The organism is Amycolatopsis mongoliensis (assembly GCF_030285665.1).
Lineage (GTDB): Bacteria > Actinomycetota > Actinomycetes > Mycobacteriales > Pseudonocardiaceae > Amycolatopsis > Amycolatopsis mongoliensis.
On sequence record NZ_CP127295.1, the window covers coordinates 8,204,325 to 8,222,130 of the forward strand.

Annotated in this window: 25 protein-coding genes and 1 tRNA gene; 6 read left to right on the forward strand and 20 right to left on the reverse strand. The window is 68.8% G+C overall.

Annotation, left to right across the window (positions count from 1 at the left end; translation table 11 throughout):
- Nucleotides 1-89: 89 nt before the first annotated feature.
- A complete protein-coding gene (locus QRX60_RS39290; protein WP_285996524.1) occupies nucleotides 90-1,727 on the reverse strand; it encodes an ABC-F family ATP-binding cassette domain-containing protein in 1,638 nt (545 codons plus the stop codon).
- A gap of 147 nt (nucleotides 1,728-1,874) precedes the next feature.
- On the opposite strand from QRX60_RS39290, the gene QRX60_RS39295 reads away from it, so the two are divergent.
- The 5 genes from QRX60_RS39295 (at nucleotide 1,875) to QRX60_RS39315 (ending at nucleotide 7,477) form a co-directional block, all read left to right on the forward strand.
- Complete coding sequence (locus tag QRX60_RS39295) at nucleotides 1,875-2,786, forward strand: PaaX family transcriptional regulator (protein ID WP_285996525.1); 912 nt, start codon at nucleotides 1,875-1,877, stop codon at nucleotides 2,784-2,786.
- Nucleotides 2,787-2,788: 2 nt separating this feature from the next.
- Entirely contained in the window at nucleotides 2,789-3,568 is a 780-nt protein-coding gene (locus tag QRX60_RS39300) for an enoyl-CoA hydratase/isomerase family protein (protein WP_285996526.1), read from the forward strand.
- A 120-nt stretch (nucleotides 3,569-3,688) separates the two neighbouring features.
- On the forward strand, nucleotides 3,689-5,944 hold the full coding sequence (locus tag QRX60_RS39305; RefSeq protein ID WP_285996527.1) for a glycosyl hydrolase family 18 protein: 2,256 nt from the start codon (nucleotides 3,689-3,691) through the stop codon (nucleotides 5,942-5,944).
- Nucleotides 5,945-6,115: 171 nt separating this feature from the next.
- Nucleotides 6,116-7,288, forward strand: a complete 1,173-nt coding sequence (locus QRX60_RS39310) for an alginate lyase family protein (protein WP_285996528.1) — start codon at nucleotides 6,116-6,118, stop codon at nucleotides 7,286-7,288.
- A gap of 115 nt (nucleotides 7,289-7,403) precedes the next feature.
- A tRNA-Pro gene (locus QRX60_RS39315) sits at nucleotides 7,404-7,477 on the forward strand.
- Between the two features lie 116 nt (nucleotides 7,478-7,593).
- Here the strand turns inward: QRX60_RS39315 and QRX60_RS39320 are convergent.
- From QRX60_RS39320 to QRX60_RS39405, 19 genes are all read right to left on the reverse strand, one after another.
- Nucleotides 7,594-8,745, reverse strand: coding sequence for a tyrosine-type recombinase/integrase (locus tag QRX60_RS39320; RefSeq protein WP_285996529.1), 1,152 nt, complete (start codon nucleotides 8,743-8,745; stop codon nucleotides 7,594-7,596).
- Between the two features lie 53 nt (nucleotides 8,746-8,798).
- Complete coding sequence (locus QRX60_RS39325; protein WP_285996530.1) at nucleotides 8,799-8,975, reverse strand: helix-turn-helix transcriptional regulator; 177 nt, start codon at nucleotides 8,973-8,975, stop codon at nucleotides 8,799-8,801.
- Entirely contained in the window at nucleotides 8,968-10,317 is a 1,350-nt protein-coding gene (locus QRX60_RS39330; RefSeq protein ID WP_285996531.1) for a replication initiator, read from the reverse strand. The genes QRX60_RS39325 and QRX60_RS39330 overlap by 8 nt, the downstream gene beginning before the upstream one ends.
- Nucleotides 10,318-10,418: 101 nt before the next feature.
- On the reverse strand, nucleotides 10,419-10,637 hold the full coding sequence (locus QRX60_RS39335) for a hypothetical protein (RefSeq protein ID WP_285996532.1): 219 nt from the start codon (nucleotides 10,635-10,637) through the stop codon (nucleotides 10,419-10,421).
- Nucleotides 10,638-10,658: 21 nt separating this feature from the next.
- Nucleotides 10,659-11,342, reverse strand: coding sequence for a DUF2637 domain-containing protein (locus tag QRX60_RS39340; RefSeq protein ID WP_285996533.1), 684 nt, complete (start codon nucleotides 11,340-11,342; stop codon nucleotides 10,659-10,661).
- Nucleotides 11,343-11,358: 16 nt separating this feature from the next.
- Nucleotides 11,359-11,565 (reverse strand): hypothetical protein, encoded by a 207-nt coding sequence (locus QRX60_RS39345; protein WP_285996534.1) that lies wholly within the window; start codon nucleotides 11,563-11,565, stop codon nucleotides 11,359-11,361.
- A gap of 11 nt (nucleotides 11,566-11,576) precedes the next feature.
- Nucleotides 11,577-11,858 (reverse strand): hypothetical protein, encoded by a 282-nt coding sequence (locus QRX60_RS39350; RefSeq protein WP_285996535.1) that lies wholly within the window; start codon nucleotides 11,856-11,858, stop codon nucleotides 11,577-11,579.
- Between the two features lie 131 nt (nucleotides 11,859-11,989).
- The gene (locus QRX60_RS39355; protein ID WP_285996536.1) at nucleotides 11,990-12,211 is read right to left on the reverse strand and encodes a hypothetical protein; all 222 of its coding nucleotides are present in this window, start codon (nucleotides 12,209-12,211) and stop codon (nucleotides 11,990-11,992) included.
- A 16-nt stretch (nucleotides 12,212-12,227) separates the two neighbouring features.
- A complete protein-coding gene (locus QRX60_RS39360) occupies nucleotides 12,228-12,449 on the reverse strand; it encodes a hypothetical protein (protein WP_285996537.1) in 222 nt (73 codons plus the stop codon).
- Nucleotides 12,446-12,817, reverse strand: a complete 372-nt coding sequence (locus QRX60_RS39365) for a hypothetical protein (RefSeq protein ID WP_285996538.1) — start codon at nucleotides 12,815-12,817, stop codon at nucleotides 12,446-12,448. The genes QRX60_RS39360 and QRX60_RS39365 overlap by 4 nt, the downstream gene beginning before the upstream one ends.
- A complete protein-coding gene (locus QRX60_RS51515; protein WP_332845876.1) occupies nucleotides 12,814-13,629 on the reverse strand; it encodes an FtsK/SpoIIIE domain-containing protein in 816 nt (271 codons plus the stop codon). Before QRX60_RS51515 ends, QRX60_RS39365 begins: the two co-directional genes overlap by 4 nt.
- A gap of 47 nt (nucleotides 13,630-13,676) precedes the next feature.
- Nucleotides 13,677-14,180 carry a hypothetical protein gene (locus tag QRX60_RS51520; RefSeq protein WP_332845796.1) on the reverse strand — a complete coding sequence of 168 codons (504 nt, stop codon included), beginning with the start codon at nucleotides 14,178-14,180 and terminating at the stop codon, nucleotides 13,677-13,679.
- A gap of 98 nt (nucleotides 14,181-14,278) precedes the next feature.
- Nucleotides 14,279-14,461 carry a hypothetical protein gene (locus tag QRX60_RS39375; protein ID WP_285996539.1) on the reverse strand — a complete coding sequence of 61 codons (183 nt, stop codon included), beginning with the start codon at nucleotides 14,459-14,461 and terminating at the stop codon, nucleotides 14,279-14,281.
- Between the two features lies 1 nt (nucleotide 14,462).
- Entirely contained in the window at nucleotides 14,463-14,726 is a 264-nt protein-coding gene (locus QRX60_RS39380) for a hypothetical protein (RefSeq protein ID WP_285996540.1), read from the reverse strand.
- Nucleotide 14,727: 1 nt separating this feature from the next.
- Entirely contained in the window at nucleotides 14,728-14,901 is a 174-nt protein-coding gene (locus QRX60_RS39385; RefSeq protein WP_285996541.1) for a hypothetical protein, read from the reverse strand.
- 5 nt (nucleotides 14,902-14,906) lie between these two features.
- On the reverse strand, nucleotides 14,907-15,074 hold the full coding sequence (locus QRX60_RS39390) for a hypothetical protein (RefSeq protein WP_285996542.1): 168 nt from the start codon (nucleotides 15,072-15,074) through the stop codon (nucleotides 14,907-14,909).
- Nucleotide 15,075: 1 nt separating this feature from the next.
- Nucleotides 15,076-15,255: a hypothetical protein gene (locus QRX60_RS39395; RefSeq protein ID WP_285996543.1), complete on the reverse strand. Its 180-nt coding sequence runs from the start codon at nucleotides 15,253-15,255 to the stop codon at nucleotides 15,076-15,078.
- A gap of 296 nt (nucleotides 15,256-15,551) precedes the next feature.
- Entirely contained in the window at nucleotides 15,552-16,202 is a 651-nt protein-coding gene (locus QRX60_RS39400) for a hypothetical protein (protein WP_285996544.1), read from the reverse strand.
- 288 nt (nucleotides 16,203-16,490) lie between these two features.
- A complete protein-coding gene (locus QRX60_RS39405; RefSeq protein WP_285996545.1) occupies nucleotides 16,491-16,868 on the reverse strand; it encodes a hypothetical protein in 378 nt (125 codons plus the stop codon).
- A 123-nt stretch (nucleotides 16,869-16,991) separates the two neighbouring features.
- Between QRX60_RS39405 and QRX60_RS39410 the strand changes: the two genes are divergently transcribed.
- On the forward strand, nucleotides 16,992-17,762 hold the full coding sequence (locus tag QRX60_RS39410) for a GntR family transcriptional regulator (RefSeq protein WP_285996546.1): 771 nt from the start codon (nucleotides 16,992-16,994) through the stop codon (nucleotides 17,760-17,762).
- The last annotated feature ends 44 nt before the right edge of the window (nucleotides 17,763-17,806 follow it).

Here is a 17,806-nt window from a genome sequence, read left to right on the forward strand (position 1 = left end):
AGAGCACCGCTCATCCGCGATAGCAGGCAGCGCTCACACCCGAGAGCACCGCTCACCGACGCCACAGCCGGAGCCGGAGCCGCCGGAGGTCACAGCTCGCGGACCTTGCCGCCGTCGACCTCGAGGCGGCGGGTGACGTGCACGGCGTCGAGCATCCGGCGGTCGTGCGTCACCAGCAGGAGCGTCCCCGGGTACTTGTCCAGCGCCGCTTCGAGCTGCTCGATCGCCGGCAGGTCGAGGTGGTTGGTCGGCTCGTCCAGCACCAGCAGGTTCACCCCGCGGGCCTGCAGCAGCGCCAGGGCGGCGCGCGTGCGTTCGCCGGGCGAGAGCGTCGCCGCGGACCGCAGCACGTGGGCGGCCTTCAGCCCGAACTTGGCCAGCAGCGTCCGGACGTCGGCATCGGCCAGTTCGGGCACCTCGCGCGCGAACGCGTCGGCGAGCGGGACGTCGCCGAGGAACAGCCGCCGCGCCTGGTCGACCTCGCCGACGACGACGCCGGGCCCGAGCGTCGCGCTGCCTTCGTCCGGGGCGAGCCGGCCGAGCATCGCGGCCAGCAGCGTCGACTTGCCCGCGCCGTTCGCGCCGGTGATGGCGACCTTGTCCGCCCAGTCGATCTGCAGGTCGACCGGCCCGAGCGTGAACCCGCCGCGGCGGACGACCGCGCCGCGCAGGGTCGCGACCACCGCGCCCGCGCGCGGGGCCGCGGCGATCTCCATCCGCAGCTCCCACTCCTTGCGCGGCTCCTCGACGACGTCCAGCCGCTCGATCATCCGGTCGGTCTGCCGCGCCTTCGACGCCTGCTTCTCGGTGGCCTCGGTGCGGAACTTACGGGCAGCCTTGTCGTTGTCGGGCTGCTTCCGGCGGGCGTTCTTGACGCCCTTCTCCATCCACGCGCGCTGCATCCGCCCGCGCGCCTCGAGCGCGGCCTTCGTGTCGGCGAACTCCTCGTACTCCTCACGCGCGTGCCGGCGCGCGACCTCGCGCTCTTCGAGGTAGGCCTCGTAGCCACCGCCGTAGACGTTGACCTGCTGCTGCACCAGGTCCAGCTCGACGACGCGGTCGACGGTCCGGGCCAGGAACTCGCGGTCGTGGCTGACCAGGACCGTCGCCGCCCGCAGCCCGGACACGAACCGCTCCAGCCGGGCCAGCCCGTCGAGGTCGAGGTCGTTGGTCGGCTCGTCGAGCAGGAAGACGTCGTAGCGGCTCAGCAGCAACGACGCGAGCCCTGCGCGGGCGGCCTGGCCACCCGACAACGACGTCATCGGCTGGTCCAGGTCGACGGCGAGCCCGAGGTCCGCGGCCACTTCGGCGGCGCGCTCGTCGAGGTCGGCGCCGCCCAGGTCGAGCCACCGGTCGAGGGCCGCGGCGTAGCGGTCGTCCGCGCCGGCTTCGCCCGCGGTGAGCGCTTCGGTCGCCGAGTCGAGGTCCGCCTGCGCCGCCGCCACGCCGGTGCGCCGGGCCAGGAAGGCGCGCACCGACTCGCCTTCGCGCCGCTCGGGCTCCTGGGGCAGGTGCCCGACGGTCGCGGTCGGCGGGTTCAGCCGGATCTCGCCGTCGTCGGGTTTCGCGAGCCCGGCCAGCGTCCGCAGCAGCGTCGACTTGCCGGCGCCGTTGACGCCGACCAGCCCGACGACGTCGCCGGGCGCGACCACGAGATCGAGGCCGGAGAAGAGGATGCGGTCACCGTGGCCCGCGGCCAGGTCCTTCGCGACGAGAGTTGCGCTCATGAGGTGGCCAAGTCTACGGCCACGTGCTGAACTGTCAGATCATGGTCAAAACCACCGACTGTGTGTGTCGGGTGGCGCCTTGATCACTCAGTGTGGGTAACCTGTTCGGTTGTCGATACCCCCGCGCAGTGAGGTCGGTGAATCAGCATGGGCGAGTCCGCTCCCCCGGTCACCCTCGGCCGCAGGCCGAAACCGAGGGAAGGCCGCTCGTCCGCGCCACGGCCCACGGTGAGCCGGCGCCGCGAAGTCAGCCACGCCAGCGCGCGGTCGCTGCTGATGACCGTGCTCGGCGAGTACACGCTGCCCCGGGACCAGCCGGTCTGGACGTCGATGCTGGTCGAGGTGCTCGGCATCCTCGACATCGAGGAGAAGTCGGCGCGGCAGGCGCTGGCCCGCTCCGCCGCCGAGGGCTGGATGGTTTCCGAGCGCGTCGGGCGCCGCGTGCGCTGGTCGCTGACCCCGCCGGGGCGCCGTCTCCTGACCGAGGGCGCCGAGCGGATCTATGCGTTCGGCCGCGAGGAGCGCCCCTGGAACGGCCAGTGGCTGATGCTCATCGTCTCCGTGCCGGAAGCCAAGCGCGACCTGCGCCACCGCCTGCGCACACGGCTGACCTGGGCGGGCTTCGGCTCGCCGGTCGCCGGCGTGTGGGTCAGCCCGGACCTGAGCCGCCAGCGCGAGGCCCAGCAGATCGTCAGCGAGCTCGGCCTCGACGCCCAGGCGATGTCGTTCACCGCCGGTTACGGCGAGGTCGGCGAGCAGGAGACCATGGTCGCCCGTTCCTGGGACCTCACCGAGCTGAAGGACCGCTACGAGGACTTCATCGACCGGTTCACCGGCCTGCACCCCACCGGCGGCCGGGCGGTGCTGCGGGCGCAGACCGAGCTGGTGCACGAGTGGCGGCGGTTCCCGTTCCTCGACCCGCAGCTGCCCGCGGAGCTCCTGCCGGCGAAGTGGAGCGGGACGAAAGCGGCGGAACTGTTCCATCACAAACACGTCGACTGGCGCCCGGAGGCCCAGCAGTATTGGGACGACATCGTCGCCGCCGAAGAAGCAGGGTGAACATGACCGACCAGGTCCGCCTCGATCGTGACGGCGGGCTCGCCGTCCTGACCGTCGACGCTCCGCCGTTGAACCTCTACACGGCCTCCCTGCAGGCCTCGCTGTCGTCGGCCATCGACGAGCTGGAAGCGTCGCCCGCGCGCGCCCTGCTGATCCGCGCCGAGGGCAAGATCGTCAGCGGCGGCGTGGACGTCTCGCTGTTCGACGCCCAGGGCTCGCCCGCCGAGGCGAAGGTGCTGTTCGACGAGATGCTCGCGGTGCCGGACCGGATCGCGGCGCTGCCGTTCCCGACCGTCTTCGCCGCCCACGGCCTGTGCCTGACCTGGGCGTTCGAGGTGGCCGTGGCCTGCGACATCATCCTCGCCGCGGCGCGCGCGAAGTTCGGGCTGGTCGAGAAGGTCGTCGGGCTGACGCCGACCATGGGCGGCACCCAGCGGCTCGCTTCGCGCGCGGGAGTCGGCCGCGCCAAGGAGTTCGTGATGACCGGCGACACCTACGACGCCGCGACGCTCGAGCGCTGGAACGTCGTCAACCGCGTCCTGCCGGACGACGGTTTCGACGACGCGGCCCGCTCCTTCGCCGCGAAGCTGGCTTCCGGGCCGACCCGGGCGCACGCGGCGACCAAGCGCGTCCTCGACCACTTCTCCGCCGGCGGTGTCCCGGAGGCGAACGCGCACATCACGTCGATCGCCGCGGAGCTGTTCGAGACCGAGGACCTCCGCAACGCCGTCAAGTCGTTCCTCGCGGACGGTCCCGGCAAGGCAACGTTCTCGGGTCGTTAACAGTCCGTTCGGACACCGGTTGCCGCCGTTCGGGCGTGCGCGGTTCTCCCCGCACCGGGTTACATTCGATGTGGTCTAGACCACGTCGAACTCCCGCCTCGTGCCGCTTGGAGAACCGCCATGAGACGCACCTCCGCACGACTACGCTCCGCACTCGCCGCCGTACTGATCGCAGCCGGCGGCGTCGCGGCGCTCGCGCCGCCCGCCGCCGCAGCCGGTTCGCTGACCGCCACCCTGGCGATGAGCGGCACCACCGGCACCTACACCGTCGCGAACGCGGGCACCACGTCGGTGAGCAACTGGGCGATCACCTTCACGCTGCCCGCCGGGATCACCGCCTCGACCGGCGAAAACGACACGGTGACCCAGAACGGCACCCAGGTCACGCTCACCCCGGCGTACTACATCGCGACGCTGGCGCCGGGGCGGAACACCTACCCGTACAGCCCGACCTTCCGCCTCAGCGCGGCCGCGACGCCGACGCAGTGCCGCGTCGACAACGCCAACTGCGACGGTTCACCGGACACTCCCCCGGGCGCGCCGGCGAACCTCCGGCTGGTCGCGAAGACGACCAAGACGGTCGCGCTGGCCTGGAACGCCTCAGCCACCGGATCGCTGCCGGTGACCGGGTACGACGTCTACCAGGGGACCTCCCTGGCCACGTCGGTGACCGGGACCAGCGCCACCCTCTCCGGGCTCACGCCGGGTACGGCGTACTCGTTCAAGGTCAAAGCCAAGGACGCCAAGGGAAACACCTCACCCGCCGGCGCGGCGCTGGCCGTCACGACGAACAACCCGGCCGACGACACCCAGCCGCCGTCGGCGCCGGGCGGGCTGCGCTCGACGGCCGCCGACTCGGGCAGCGTGTCGCTCGCGTGGAGCGCTTCGACGGACAACACCGGGGTCGTCAGCTACGACGTCTACCGCGGCGCCTCCCTGGCCACCACGGTGACCACGACGTCCGCGGTCGTGACCGGGCTGGCGCCGTCCACTTCGTACACGTTCACGGTGCGCGCCAGGGATGGCTACGACAACGTGTCTTCGCCGAGCAACGCGGTCTCGGTGAAGACCGGCGACATCGTGTCGGGGTACGCGAAGGTCGGCTACTTCGTGCAGTGGGGCATCTACGGGCGCCAGTACTTCGTGAAGAACCTCGAGACGTCGGGCGCGGCGGCGAAGCTGACGCACCTGCTGTACGCGTTCGAGAACATCGACCCGGTGAACCTGACGTGCCTCTCCGGCGTCACGAAGGGCACGACGGCGAACCCGCAGGACCCCGACCAGGGCGACGGCGCGGGCGACGCCGAAGCCGACTACTCGCGGCCGTTCGCGGCGGCGCAGTCGGTCGACGGCGTGGCCGACACGGGCTGGGAGTCGTTGCGCGGCAACTTCAACCAGCTGAAGAAGCTCAAGGCCAAGCACCCGAACCTGAAGGTGCTGGTCTCGCTGGGCGGTTGGACGTATTCGAAGTACTTCTCGGACGTCGCGGCCACGGACGCGTCGCGCAGGAAGTTCGTGTCCTCCTGCCTCGACACGTGGATCAAGGGCAACATCGCGTCCTACGGCGGCGCGGGCGGCCCGGGCACCGCGGCCGGCATCTTCGACGGCATCGACCTCGACTGGGAGTGGCCCGGCAGCGCCGACGGTCACCCGGGCAACCATTGGAGCGCGAACGACAAGAACAACCTGACGGCGTTGCTGGCGGAGTTCCGCACGCAGCTGGACGCGTACGGCGCGACGACCGGCAAGCGGTACCAGCTGCACGCGTTCACCCCGGCCGACCCGGCGAAGGTCGCGTCCGGCTGGGACCTGTCGAAGGTGTTCGGCTACCTGGACGTGGCGAACGTGCAGGGGTACGACTTCCACGGTTCGGGCAGCGACAACTCGTGGGAGCCGAACCGCACCGGGCACCAGGGCAACCTGTACGCGGACGCGGACGACCCGTACACCTTCCATTTCAGCGCGGAAGCGGCGATCAACGCGTACACGAACGCGGGCGTCGATCCGCGGCGGCTGACGCTCGGGTTGGCCTTCTACGGGCGCGGGTGGCAGGGTGTCGCGGACGGCGGGAAGCACGGCGAGTGGCAGTCGGCGACCGGTGCGGCGCCAGGTCAGTTCGCCGAGGAAGCGGGCACCCGGGGTTATGCGAACCTCGTGGCGAGCGTGCCGGCGTGCACCGTCTACCACGACACGGCGGCCGTCGCGACGTCGTGCTACACCGGCAATGGCGGCCAGTGGTGGACGTTCGACGACGCCTGGTCGATCGGGCTGAAGACGACGTGGCTGAAGCAGCGCGGCCTGCTCGGCGTGATGGCGTGGGAGATGTCGGGTGACACCGGGACGCTGATGAACGCGGTCAGCGCGGGTCTCGGCTGATTTGTTCAGCCCGCTGAACGGGAAGCGCCTTCCGTTCAGCGGGCTGAACATTTCCCGTTTCTTTTCTTCAGGAACCAAAGAAAGGGCTCTCCCCTTCTTGACGGGCGATGGTCTGGACCATGAAACTGGCTGCAGCGCGCTGCCCCGGACACCGTCGTCTCGAGGAGAGCCATGTCCCGCTTGAGAAAAGTCGTCACGCTCGCCGCCCTCGTCCCGCTCGCACTGGGCCTGGTCGCCACCCCGGCGCCTGCCGCACCCGCGACGTTCACACATCCGGGCGTGCTGGTCAGCCGCCCGCAGCTGGACTTCGTCAAGACCCAGGTGAACGCCGGCGCCCAGCCGTGGAAAGCGGCTTACGACCAGGCGAAGTCGAGTGCGTACGCCTCGCTTTCGCGGACACCGAAACCCCGCGCGGTGGTCGAATGCGGCTCGTACTCGAACCCGAACTACGGTTGTACCGACGAGCGGGAAGACGCGATCGCGGCGTACACGGACGCCCTGATCTGGTACATCTCCGGCGACGCCCGCTACGCGCAGAAGGCGATCGCCCTGATGGACGCCTGGTCGGCGACGATCACCAGTCACACCAACAGCAACGCACCACTGCAGACGGGCTGGGCGGGCTCATCCTGGCCCCGAGCGGCGGAGATCATCAAGTACACCTACACGAGCTGGCCGAACTCAGGCCGCTTCGGCACGATGCTGCGTGATGTGTACCTGAACAAAATCATCAACGGCAGCAACAGCAACGGAAACTGGGAACTGTCCATGATGGAGGCCGCGGTCGGCATCTCGGTGTTCCTGGAGGACAAGACGAACTTCGACAAGGCAGTCACCCGGTACCGCAACCGTGTCGCCGCCTACGTCTACCTGTCGTCCGACGGGGCATTGCCGAAGACGGTCCCCGGCAGCGGCCTGTCCACGCGCGACCAGATCGTGGGCTACTGGCAGGGCCAGGGAACATTCGTGGACGGCCTGACCCAGGAGACCTGCCGCGACTTCACCCACACGGGCTACGGCATCGCCGCGATCGCGGACGTGGCGGAGACGCTGCGCATCCAGGGCCAGGACGTGTACGGAACGGACGTGGGCGAGCGCCTGCGCCAGGCACTGGGCTTCCAGTCGAAGTACCAGCTGGGCACGGCGGCGCCTTCGTGGCTCTGCGGCGGTCACCTGAACCTGGGCCTGGGCCCGGTGACGGAGGTGGGCTTCAACGCGCTGCACACGCGCCTGGGGATCGCGATGACGAACACGCAGACCCTGACCGAGCGCCAGCGCCCGGCGGGCTCGAACAACCTGTTCGTGGCATGGCAGACCCTGACCCACGCCGGCAACGCAGCGTGAGGGCGCCACGGTCCGCCTGGCCTGTTTCCGCAGGTCAGGCGGATCAGGGCCCCGCGTGCAGGGCCAGTTGGCGGGCACGCTAGAGTACTTATCACGCACTCAGCGAGTGCGGGTCCGGGCTGTGGCGCAGTTTGGTAGCGCACTTGACTGGGGGTCAAGGGGTCGCAGGTTCAAATCCTGTCAGCCCGACCGGATAGGCCACGTTCACACAGGTGGACGTGGCTTTTTTCATTCCCCAGGTAGCTCCGGACGCGACTCAGCCCCGGGGCTGCCCACATTTTGCCCACACGCCCCGGGGCTGATCATCACGCCGCCATGCTCGCCAGCGCCTGAGCGCGTCGGGCGTCGAGCACGTCCGCGACCTCATCGAGGCGGTCCGGGAACAGGTGCCCGTACACGTTGAGGGTCATGGCCGCGTCGGCGTGCCCGAGCATCTGCTGAACGACCTTCACGTCGGCGCCGGCCGCGATGGCGAGCGACGCTGCCGTGTGCCGCAGCTTGTGCGGGGTGAGCCCGGCGACACCGAGATCAGCAGCCTTGAGGGCCGCGTTGAACTCCCGGACGCGCCAGTTGTTCGCCCTCAGCGACTGGCCTCGGCCGGTGGTGAACAGCAGGTCGTCAGCCTGCCGGCCAGTCACCAGCGGACGCAGCACCGGCACAAGCGACGCCGGGAACGAGACGGTCCTCTTCTTCCCCGTCTTGGGCGGGCCCTCGTGCTGCACGCCGCCAACCTCGAAGAACGTCACGGCGACCCGGATGCGCCGCTTGGCGAGATCCACGCGCCCGACCCGCAGTGCGGCAGCCTCACCCCACCGAAGGCCGGTGTAGGCCAGCAGCAGGATGAGCGCGCGGTTGATCTCGGAGCCCGCCGTCGGCCGGTCGTACTTCGTCCGGAGGACGGCAGCAGCGTCGGCGAGCGTCTCTACCTGTTCATAGGTGAGGTAGACGTGCTCCGCGTCCGGACGCACCGGCATTTTGACCCCGCGCGCCGGGTTGGCCAGGATGCGACGCGGCACGCACCAGTCGAGCACCATCGAGAACACCCGGTACGCGTGCCGGGCCTGCGAGGGTCCGAGACCGCTCCCGCCCTTGTCCTTCGACTTCAGCAGGTCCGCCACCCACAGCGCCACGTCTTCGCGGTGGATCGCGTTGAGCGGCCGGCCACCCCACTTGACGTTGACGTGGTTGTCGAGAAGACCTCGGTACTTCCACCACGTCGACTGACGCAGGTCGTGGCGACTGTCGAGCCACTTCTCCCCCATCTCAGCGAAGGTCACCTTCGACGAATTCGGATCCACATAGGACCCACCACGAAGGCTGTCTTCGAGCTCCGTCCGGCGTGCCTCTGCCTTGTCCTTGTTCGGCGCCGTCTCCGACCGGAGCTTGCCGGTCACGTCGTAGTAGCGAACCTCCCAGCGTGCGGGTGGTCGCCGCCCTGCCGCCTTCGCCTTCGTCACGGCCTCGCGATGGGCTGCCTTCTTCAGTCGGTCGTACACCCACGCGCGAGCCATCAGCAGGCCGCCTGTTCGGTGATCCAGGCGTCTACATCGGACGACCGGTACCGGACATATTTGCCGGCACGGAACCCGGCGGGACCTTTGCCGGTCTTGCGCCACTGGTAGAGCGTGTTGACCGGGATCTTGAGATAGGCGGATAGGTCTTCGATGCTGAGCAGCGAGTCATTCATGGCGGTTTTCCTTGCTGTATTTGAGTTTGCGGTCGTCTCGAATGCGTTCGGCGATTCCGGCGGCAAGTTCGCGTTCGGCGTCGTCGCGGTAGCCGGAGCCGTCGAAGGCCCAGTCGTTGACCACGGCGATCGAGTCGGCGCGGTCGTCGAGCCCCAGGCGTTCGAGGGTTTCGGCGAGCCGGAAGGCCCGGCGGTCACCTCGGATGGCCTTGAACGTCGTGGAGTAGGCGAGGGACTTGGTGAGGAAGTGGCCCCGGAAGGCGAGCATGTGCGCCCACCGGCGGAGCTTCAGGTCCTCGTACGCGGGCAGCTCCCCGAGGTCCCACGCGGTTTGGATGATGCGGCGGTGGTGCGGAGTTACCGTCAAGTGGTCGATGTCGAGCTGGGAGCGGATCGGCCGGTCGGCGGCTTCGCTCTTGCCAGTGCCCTTGGTGGCGTACTTCGCGATGTAGGCGGCGAGCCGGGCCTCGGAGATCTGGCCGGCATCGTCTTCCAGCTCAGCCGACGCGGCAGGTTCGATACGGCGGACGTCGACCTGCGTTCCCCAGGTAAGCCGCAGTTCGGTGCCATCCGGGTACGCGGTCCGCACGAGCACGGCCCCAGCAGCGGCGTAGACGGCGTCTTCGAGCAAGTCCGGGTGTGCCCACCGGGGAGCCGGAGACACCGCGCCCTCGGGGCCGTCAAGGCGGACCACGGCATGGAAGTGCACCAGCCCGCGCCGCTGATATTCCGCGACCTTCCCGTAGGAGAGCCGCGCCTGTTCGGCGAACTCGCGGGCCTTGAGGCCAGCCCGGCGAGCCAGCTCCCGACGCAGCCGCATCGTGAAGCGCTGCCAGAGGACCCCGGCGTGGGCCTGCCAGAGCACCGACCCGACGTAGTCGTAGGTCTCCGGATCGAGCGGGGCACCGATGCGGGTGTCGTCGTCGTGGTGGTACTCCCCACAGCCGCACGGCCGACGCTTCCCGTTCCGGGTGATGTGGGCGGTGTGGACGGGCCCGAAGGACGGCGCGGTGAGGGTGACGAACGCGCGGGGCCGGTCGCCCACGGAGGTCGGGATGCCCTTGTGACCGCCGACGAGTCCGGCGCGGATGAGGTGGAAGGCGTCGGCGGCGTAGCGGTCGGAGCAGGCCGGGCAGACCCCGGACCGGCGGTTGCCACACGGGGCGAAGATGTCCCCGCCGTGGTGGTGCAGCACACGGCCAGTGATCGCGTCCTGAAGCTGGTGCGCCCCCGACAGCCGGATCGGGCGGGCGCAGCCGTTAACGGCGCGGACCTTGTTGCGCCAGTCCTGGTAGTCCAGCGCCTTCACGCGAGCGGCGAGGCGGTCTTCCAACGTCAGCATGTCGGAGCCTTTCGGTTGGCGGGCATAAGAAACGGCGCGGGAGCCCGGGCCGGGATTGGTGGCCGGGCTCCCGCGCCGTGGCGGGTTCGCGGGGAAGCGGTCTACTTCGTCATAGCGAGGTCGTACGCGGCGCCGGCGGCCCGGCGCATTTCCGCTGCTTCGTCTTCGTGGATGCAGGCCATCTCGCCGGCCACTTCGGACAGGCGGAGTAAGGCTTCGCGGTTGCGACCACCGGTCTCGTTGATTACCGACGCGTTCGCGGTGTCGTACTCCTCTTGCAGGCGAGCGAGCCTGTCCAGGTTGGACGTTGATCTCGGCATGTGTGTTCCTTCCGGATGCGGTCAGGTGGTGGTGAGTTCGCGCAGGATTTGCGCGGCCATCGGTTCGGGGACGCGCACGACGCGGCGGATCTCCTCGATGGTCAGCTCGCGCCCTTCGCTGCGGGCGGTTTCGGCAACGGTGTTGATCCGGCTGGTCAGCTCAGCGGGGAGCTTGAGCCGGGGCCGGGCCGGAGCGACCGCAGCGGCCGGCGCTGGGACCGGGTGCGCCACGACGTCGGTCCGCGAGGCGGTCGCGGTGACCGGCTCGGGATCCGCAACGAGCTCCCGGGTCTCTGGGGTCTCGGGGGCCGGGGCGCGGCGCATGAGGAGCTTGACGACCACGAGGAACCCGAGTGCCGGCATCGCGGCCACCAGCCATCCGGCCGGGGTCGGTTCGGCGAGCGCGACCTGAGCGGCCATCTGCACCCCGAACCCCGCCACCAGCACGCCCAGCGGGAACGTGAGCTTGCGGGAACCTCCGGCGCGGTGATCGCGCTGGACCTCGAACCCGGCGACGATGACGATGCCCTCGATCACCACCGCGTCGGCCCAAGCGATCCAGCCGAGCTGTCCGTGGTGCACGGCCCAGTCGTGGGTGTGGGTGAACCCGGCCGCCGCGCCGATCGTGCCGAGGACCACGGCGACCAGGACCCGGATGGTGTCCACCAGCCGACGAGTCCGGTTCGTACTGTCCGCAGTGGACATGATGTCTCCTTTCGGGTCAGCGTTCGCCGCGCCACCGTGCGGCGTAGGTTCGGTAGTGGTCAGCTTCCTGCTCCAGCAGCCGGACGACGGTGTCGGCCAGCTCGGCCAACTGCGGGTTCCGGTAGCCGGGGTCCTCCTGGTCGCTGGTGGGGATGGCGAGTTCCGCCGTGTAGTACTCGTAGAGCAGCCGGTCGATGTGTCCGAAGTAGTGGATTCCGCTCACGGCAATGCCTTTCAGGTCAGGGGCGTGAGGTTGGACCAGCGTTGGAGCATGTCCCGCCCACGTCGGGTCAGCCGAAGCGGCAACACGGGCTTGCGGACCACGCCGTGCAGGCACGAAACCGTCTCCCGGGCCGGACTGCGTTCGACGTAGCCGATGGACACCAGATGCATCACGACGTCGTCCTCCTGCGCCGCCCGGCAATGCCCGTCGCCGTCGAGGACCATCACGCGGTCGGTGTCGTCCAGCAGCCCGAATTTCCCGTCTCGGACGTCGGCGAGCACGTCCTTGGCCACCAGCGGATTACCGGGTGTACCGAGCGGCTTGCGACGTGCGCGGGCGGGAGGGCAGGCTCGGCCGGCGGTCGGTGCCGGGGCCGGGGCGGGGGTGCCGAACAGCCCGAGTTGTCCGGGGTCGCGGCGGGGGCTCATCGGATGCGCTCCCGTCCGATGTCGCCGAACTCGCGGTTGCGGAACTCGGTGACCCCGAGCACCAGGCCGAGCCCGACGCAGCCGAACACCGCAGTCACGATCCAGAACAGCGCGGACCAGCCCTGCACGTGGTGGATCAGGTAGAGCACGAGCGCGGCCGGGACGCCGTACTTGGCGTAGATCCAGGCGCGCCATACGTAGAAACCGATACGCCACATGGCGTTTCTCCCTTGATCACGCGCCTACGCGGCGCACCTTGTCGAGTGCTTCCTGGATCAGTCCGAAGGCGTCGAGTGCGGCGCTGTACTCTGGGTCGTCGATCGGTCCGACGTCGCCGACGTGACCGAGGCGGTGTTCGACGTCCACCCGGACCCAGTCGCACCAGCCGGCCGCCTCCGAAACCGCACGTCCCAGGTGGGACACCACGCGCGCATGCGAGTTCTCCCGGTGGCTCATGGCCGTTCCGCTCCGGACGGTTGATGGCGCGGGCAGAAGACGTCCGGGTATTCGGTGACCCAGGTCGGGCACCAGATGCGCAGCACCTCTTGAAGCGCGTCCCAGTCCTCGAAGAGGTCCGGCTTGTCTCCGGGCAGCTCGGCACACACCCCGCAGCGCGCGAGGAACACCTCGTCCAGCGAGGCGACGTGAGCCTCGTACAGCTCGATCCCGCGTTCCGCGAACTGCTCCACCGCGACTTGCATCTCCCACATCGCGCGGGACCGGTCGCGGTGAATCCGGCCGCTGAGCGGACGGGGGTAGGACCCCACGACGACGTGGTAGTGCCGCTGGTGCAGCCGCGCCGGGTAGGTAACCGTGGCCATCACGCCACCACCGACAGCCCCGGCATCGGCCGGCCGGAGCGGATGAACGCGATCAGTTCGTCGATCTCCCGGTCGTCGACGTAGGCGGCGCGGACGCGCTGCGGGACGCGGGTGCGCTGCCGGATCACGTAGCCGATACCGGCGGTGTCGGGCACGTTCGGGATCTCATCCGCCAACGCCCCACGCAGGCGGGCGCCGTCCCCGAGGACCATGTCCACGTGCGACTGGGCGGTGACCCGCAGGCACACCCGGGTCGGGAACAGCTCCCGGACCGGGACCGTGTCCTTGGTCGGTTCCTGCACCAGCGCGGTCATGAAGTGACCGGTGGCGCGGCCCTGGGAGCCGACGATGGCGAGCTGCTTGCGCAGGGTGCGGGCGATGGTTCCGTCGCCGTAGGCCAGCAGCGCCCCGATCTCGTCGATGATCAGCAGATTGAGCGGGGTCTCGTGGGAGACCTCGATCTTGCGGCGGCCGGTGGCGGCGAAGGACTGCTGCACCGCGCGCAGGTCCGCGATGTACTCGTCGACCAGCTCCGCGCAGGTCTCTTCGTTGTCGGCGTAGCGGTAGGCCGCGTGCGCGTCGCCGAACTTGCGGAACTCCAGTTGCTTCGGGTCGCAGATCCACAACCGCACCAGCCCATCGCGGATCAGCGGGGCCAGGCCGCGCAGCTCGGAGAGCACGATCGAGTTCTTGCCCGCCCCGGTCGCGCCCGCGATGAACAGGTGCGAGCGCAGCCGCAGCCGCCAGTCCGTGCCGTACTCGGTGTCCCCGACGTAGATGTCGTCGATGTCGACCGCGTCGGCCTGTTCGGGCATCTCCGGGGCCGGGATGGTCTCGGTGAACGGCTCCGACCGTTCGATGATCAGCGCGACGTAGCCGGGCTTCGGGTGCTCGAACGCGATCCGCTGCACCCGCAGCGTGTCCGCGAGCCGTTCGAGGTTCTCCTCGATCGACCGGCGAGCCTGCCCACGCGCCAGCGCCAGCGTGACCACGTCCACCGACGGGGAGTAGGAGCGCACCCGGGTGATCCGGGGAACAGGTCCTCGCCGGTCTTGCGGTCGATGACGTACATGTCGCACGCCCGCAGGGCCCGGGTGAAGCGCGGCCCGAAGTAGGCCGACCAGCGCCGGCGCCAGGCCCGAAGCCGCGGGGCGGCGTAGTGGTCGAAGGTGTCCGGGTGCGCCCGGTACCAGCAGAGCAGGGTGCCGGCGGTTCCGCCCGCGATGCCGCCGGTGGCGGTCCAGCCGAGCTCGAGCCCGGACCCGAGGACGGCGGTCGGGGCGACGGTGGCGCCGGGGTGGCGGAACAGCCACTTGAGCGCCTTGACTTCGGTCCCGGTCTTGCGGGACGACTTGGGGGTGTTCATGGGTTGGTGGTCCTCTCGAACAGCACAAGACCGGCCCCGCGTCCCGTGGTGGGAGGTGGCGGGGCCGGTCTCGTGCGAAACGGATCATGTGCGGTTGGTCAGGGTTTGATCGCCGTGCGGGCGTCGGTCAGCTCGGTGGTGAGCGTGCCCATCGCGCGGGCCATGCGGTCGTGCGCGGCCTTGAACCCGTTCTTGTGCAGCGGCATCCCGCGCATCGAGTCCTTGAGCTGGGTGAGCGTGGAACCGAGGTCGTCGACGACCCGGTCGACCTGGTGCGCCATATCAGAACCTCCAGTCCCGCGAGACCAGCTCCGCCTCGTGCTTCTTGCCCAGCACGCGCAGCCGGTCCAGTTCGTCGAACGCCTTGGTGCGCAGCGCCTTGAGTTCGTCCTTCGTGGCGATGGTCCAGGAGTCGGCCATCGCGCCCTCGTCGTAGCGGTCGATGAGCTTGTCGACCTCGCCGAGGACTTCGGCGACCATGTCCAGGTTGGACACGAACGTCGCGTAGCGCTGCTGCGCCCGCCGGTTGAGTACCGCGATCTGCATGTCAGCTCCACCGTCCCGGGTTGTGCTCCAACTGCCACGCCAGGTTGGACAGCTCACCCACCATCCCCGCGACCCACCGGCCGGCCTGCCTCTTCGCCTCGTCCGGGGCGTCGGTGGCCTGAAACTTCTCGAACGCAGCGGTTGCCGCGTCCACAATCGCCTGAATCTCCTGCATTGCTTTTACCCTTCGCGTGTCGTGGCGACCAGCTCGGCCGCCGAGGTGAGGTCCGCCGCCAGGAAGCGCACCGCGTTCCCGACCGCGACCTTGATCTCCCGATCCGGACCGGTGGCCACGAACGCGCGGTACGCCTCGTTCGCCGCCGTGATGATCGCCAGGATTTCCGACATGTCAGTCTCCGTTCCGGATCACGTGCTGCGCGTGCTTCAGGCCCTCGCAAAATCCCGCCTGCCAGCCCAAGTCGTCGGTCGGTTCCGTCATCGCGGCGGCCCGTTCCCGTTCCAGCCGGGCCGCGAGCATCCGGATCACCACACCGACCTTCACCGGGCGGCTCACCGGCCGGCCCGCCACGCCAGCACCAGCCCCGAGACCAGCGCGATAACCCCGAACACCGGGACCGCCCACATCAGCAGCCCCACCAGTACCGCCCAAAACACGTACGTCACTGCACTCCTCCTCACATTTGCCACTGGCGGCCGCACACGGTGCACGTGGCAATCCGTGTCGGTGACAGCCAGAAACTTGCCGAACAGACGTGGTTGGTCTCAGGAAACCCGCTTCGGGCCGTGCGGGTCATACGACGACAACCCACCCCGGACCGCGTTCATTGCGACACCCATTCGCCCACTCCTTCCACTCGAAACGGATCAGTCTTCATCTTCTGCCGTGAATTCGACTCCGCAGCGGCCGCAGAGAATCGGCGCTTCGGACAGCGTGCTTTTCGCAACGCGGATCTTCCGGTCGCAATCGCAGGTCGCGACGGTCAGATTGCTGCTGCGTGCTTTGCCCGGGGCGACCACTTCCGCGTGCCGGTAGGCCACCAACGCGGCTTTGATCAGCTCCACTTGCTGCCGGTACACATTGGACGTCTTCGTCGGCACACAGGTGACGCTCCACCCGATGCTCGGGTCCTCCTCCAGGATCAGCCCAAGCTCTTCGCCCAGGACCTTGAACCGCTTGTTGTGGTAGCGGCCCTGCCGGGAGGCGTCCTTGATCTCCCGCGTGTGCGCGATCCCGTGGGTCGCCTCGTGCAGCAGCGTTCCGAGTACCTCCTCAGGCGTCCGCTGGAGGCCCTCGCCCGACATGAACAGCTCAGGTACCCGGTCCGTGTCGCCGACCTGCCAGCGGCCCGCCGCGAAGTGCCCCAGTCGGGTCTCGCCACGTCGGGAACCCAAGGTGCCGGACCCGATCGTGATCACGACGGCCGGAACGTCCGGGTGTCGTTCCCGGATGGCTGCCCACGTCGCGTCGAACGCCGACACCAGCCGCGCGGTCACGCATTCCGTCGTGTCCACCATCGCGTAGCCCCTCTCCGCGTTTTGACACTTAAGTGTCAAGGTCCCGAATTCTGGTAAAACCCAAAGACTCCCGGGCATCTACCCCCGGGAATCAATGCGCGCCACCACAAATGGCGCGGATTTAGGCATGGATCGGCCCACTCTGTATTTGTCAAAGAACACGAAGTGCCCTTGCCCGACTCGAAAACGGGCAGCCAACCTATTTGGGAAGGGCTCCAGGGTGGTGATGACGCGACGGCCGGGGAGGTAGCCGCGCGAACCGGTCACCCACCGGTCATTCGGCCGGCATCAGGCGGCGCGCTGCGCAGCACCCGACCCGGCAGGCTTGAGACCCATCGCCTTGAACCACAGACCCGATCCGGTGATCCGGCCGTCATCCCCCGTCGTCTGCCACGTGTTCAACACCGGGTCGATCAGCTCCACGTAGGTCCCCTCGTCGAACCCCTCCCCCGGGTCCGCCGCAAGCGTCACCTTGATCTCCTCACCCTTGCCCGGCCGACGTCCCTCCACCGGACGCGGCTTCGCGAACAGCATCACCACGAACGCCTGGTTGCCCTCGCGGTCGATCGCGGGCTGAAGCTCTCCCTTGACCTCGCGCATCTTCATCGTCGGGGCCTCCGTGACCATGAACCGGTAACCCGAGCTGACGAACGGGATGTCCTGCATGCCTAACCTCCAGGTCGAGCTGGTAGAGTTTGTATCCCAAGCAACTTGATGTACCCACTCTAACCGACGACCACCAGCGACGCAAGCATCTTGGTATATAACCTTGCGAGAGAGTTGATGATCATGGAAAACAGCACGTCAGGCCACATGTACGAGAGGATCGCGGCCGCCATCCGTGACCAGATCCTTGCTCGGACGCTCGAACCCGGCAGCCGACTTCCCACCCAGGGCGAGCTGAGCGACACGTACGGGGCATCGCGCATTGTGGTGCGTCAGGCGCTCGATCTCCTGGAGGCTGAAGGGCTCATCGATCGGCAGCAGGGCGGCCGCGCGACTGTCCGGCTATACGACCCCCTCATCCGTCGCGCCGATCTTCACTACAGGTCGGAGCCGGGTGCGCCGTTCGCCGACGAGGCGATCGCAACCGAACGCGTGCCCAGGTACAGCTACGAGACCAAGCCGGACCGGGCGGGACTTGAGACAGCCCACCGACTCAAGATCAGCGTCGGCGACGAGGTCATGCGGACGGACTACGTGTCCTACGCGAACGACGAACCCAGGATGCTGACCACCTCGTACGAACCGCTCGCGATTACCCGGGGCACGCCCATCGAGAAGCCGGAGGAAGGACCCCTGATGGGCGCGGGGATCGTCGACCGCTTCACCTCCATCGGCCTCCGCCCCACCGAAGTCCGCGAACGCTTGCACTCTCGGATGCCGCGTCCTTCGGAGGCTGAGCGGCTCCAGATCCGGCCCGGCACACCCGTAGTCGCCATCGTCCGGACGTCATTCAGCGGCAACACGCCAGTCGAGACCGCCGACATCCTCCTTGCTGCGAACCAGTACAAGCTGGAGTACACCACCAAGGTGGCACCGCTCCCGGCCGACTCGTAGCACGCAGTGACCAACCGGCCGACGGACTCAGCTAGTCGGGTTGT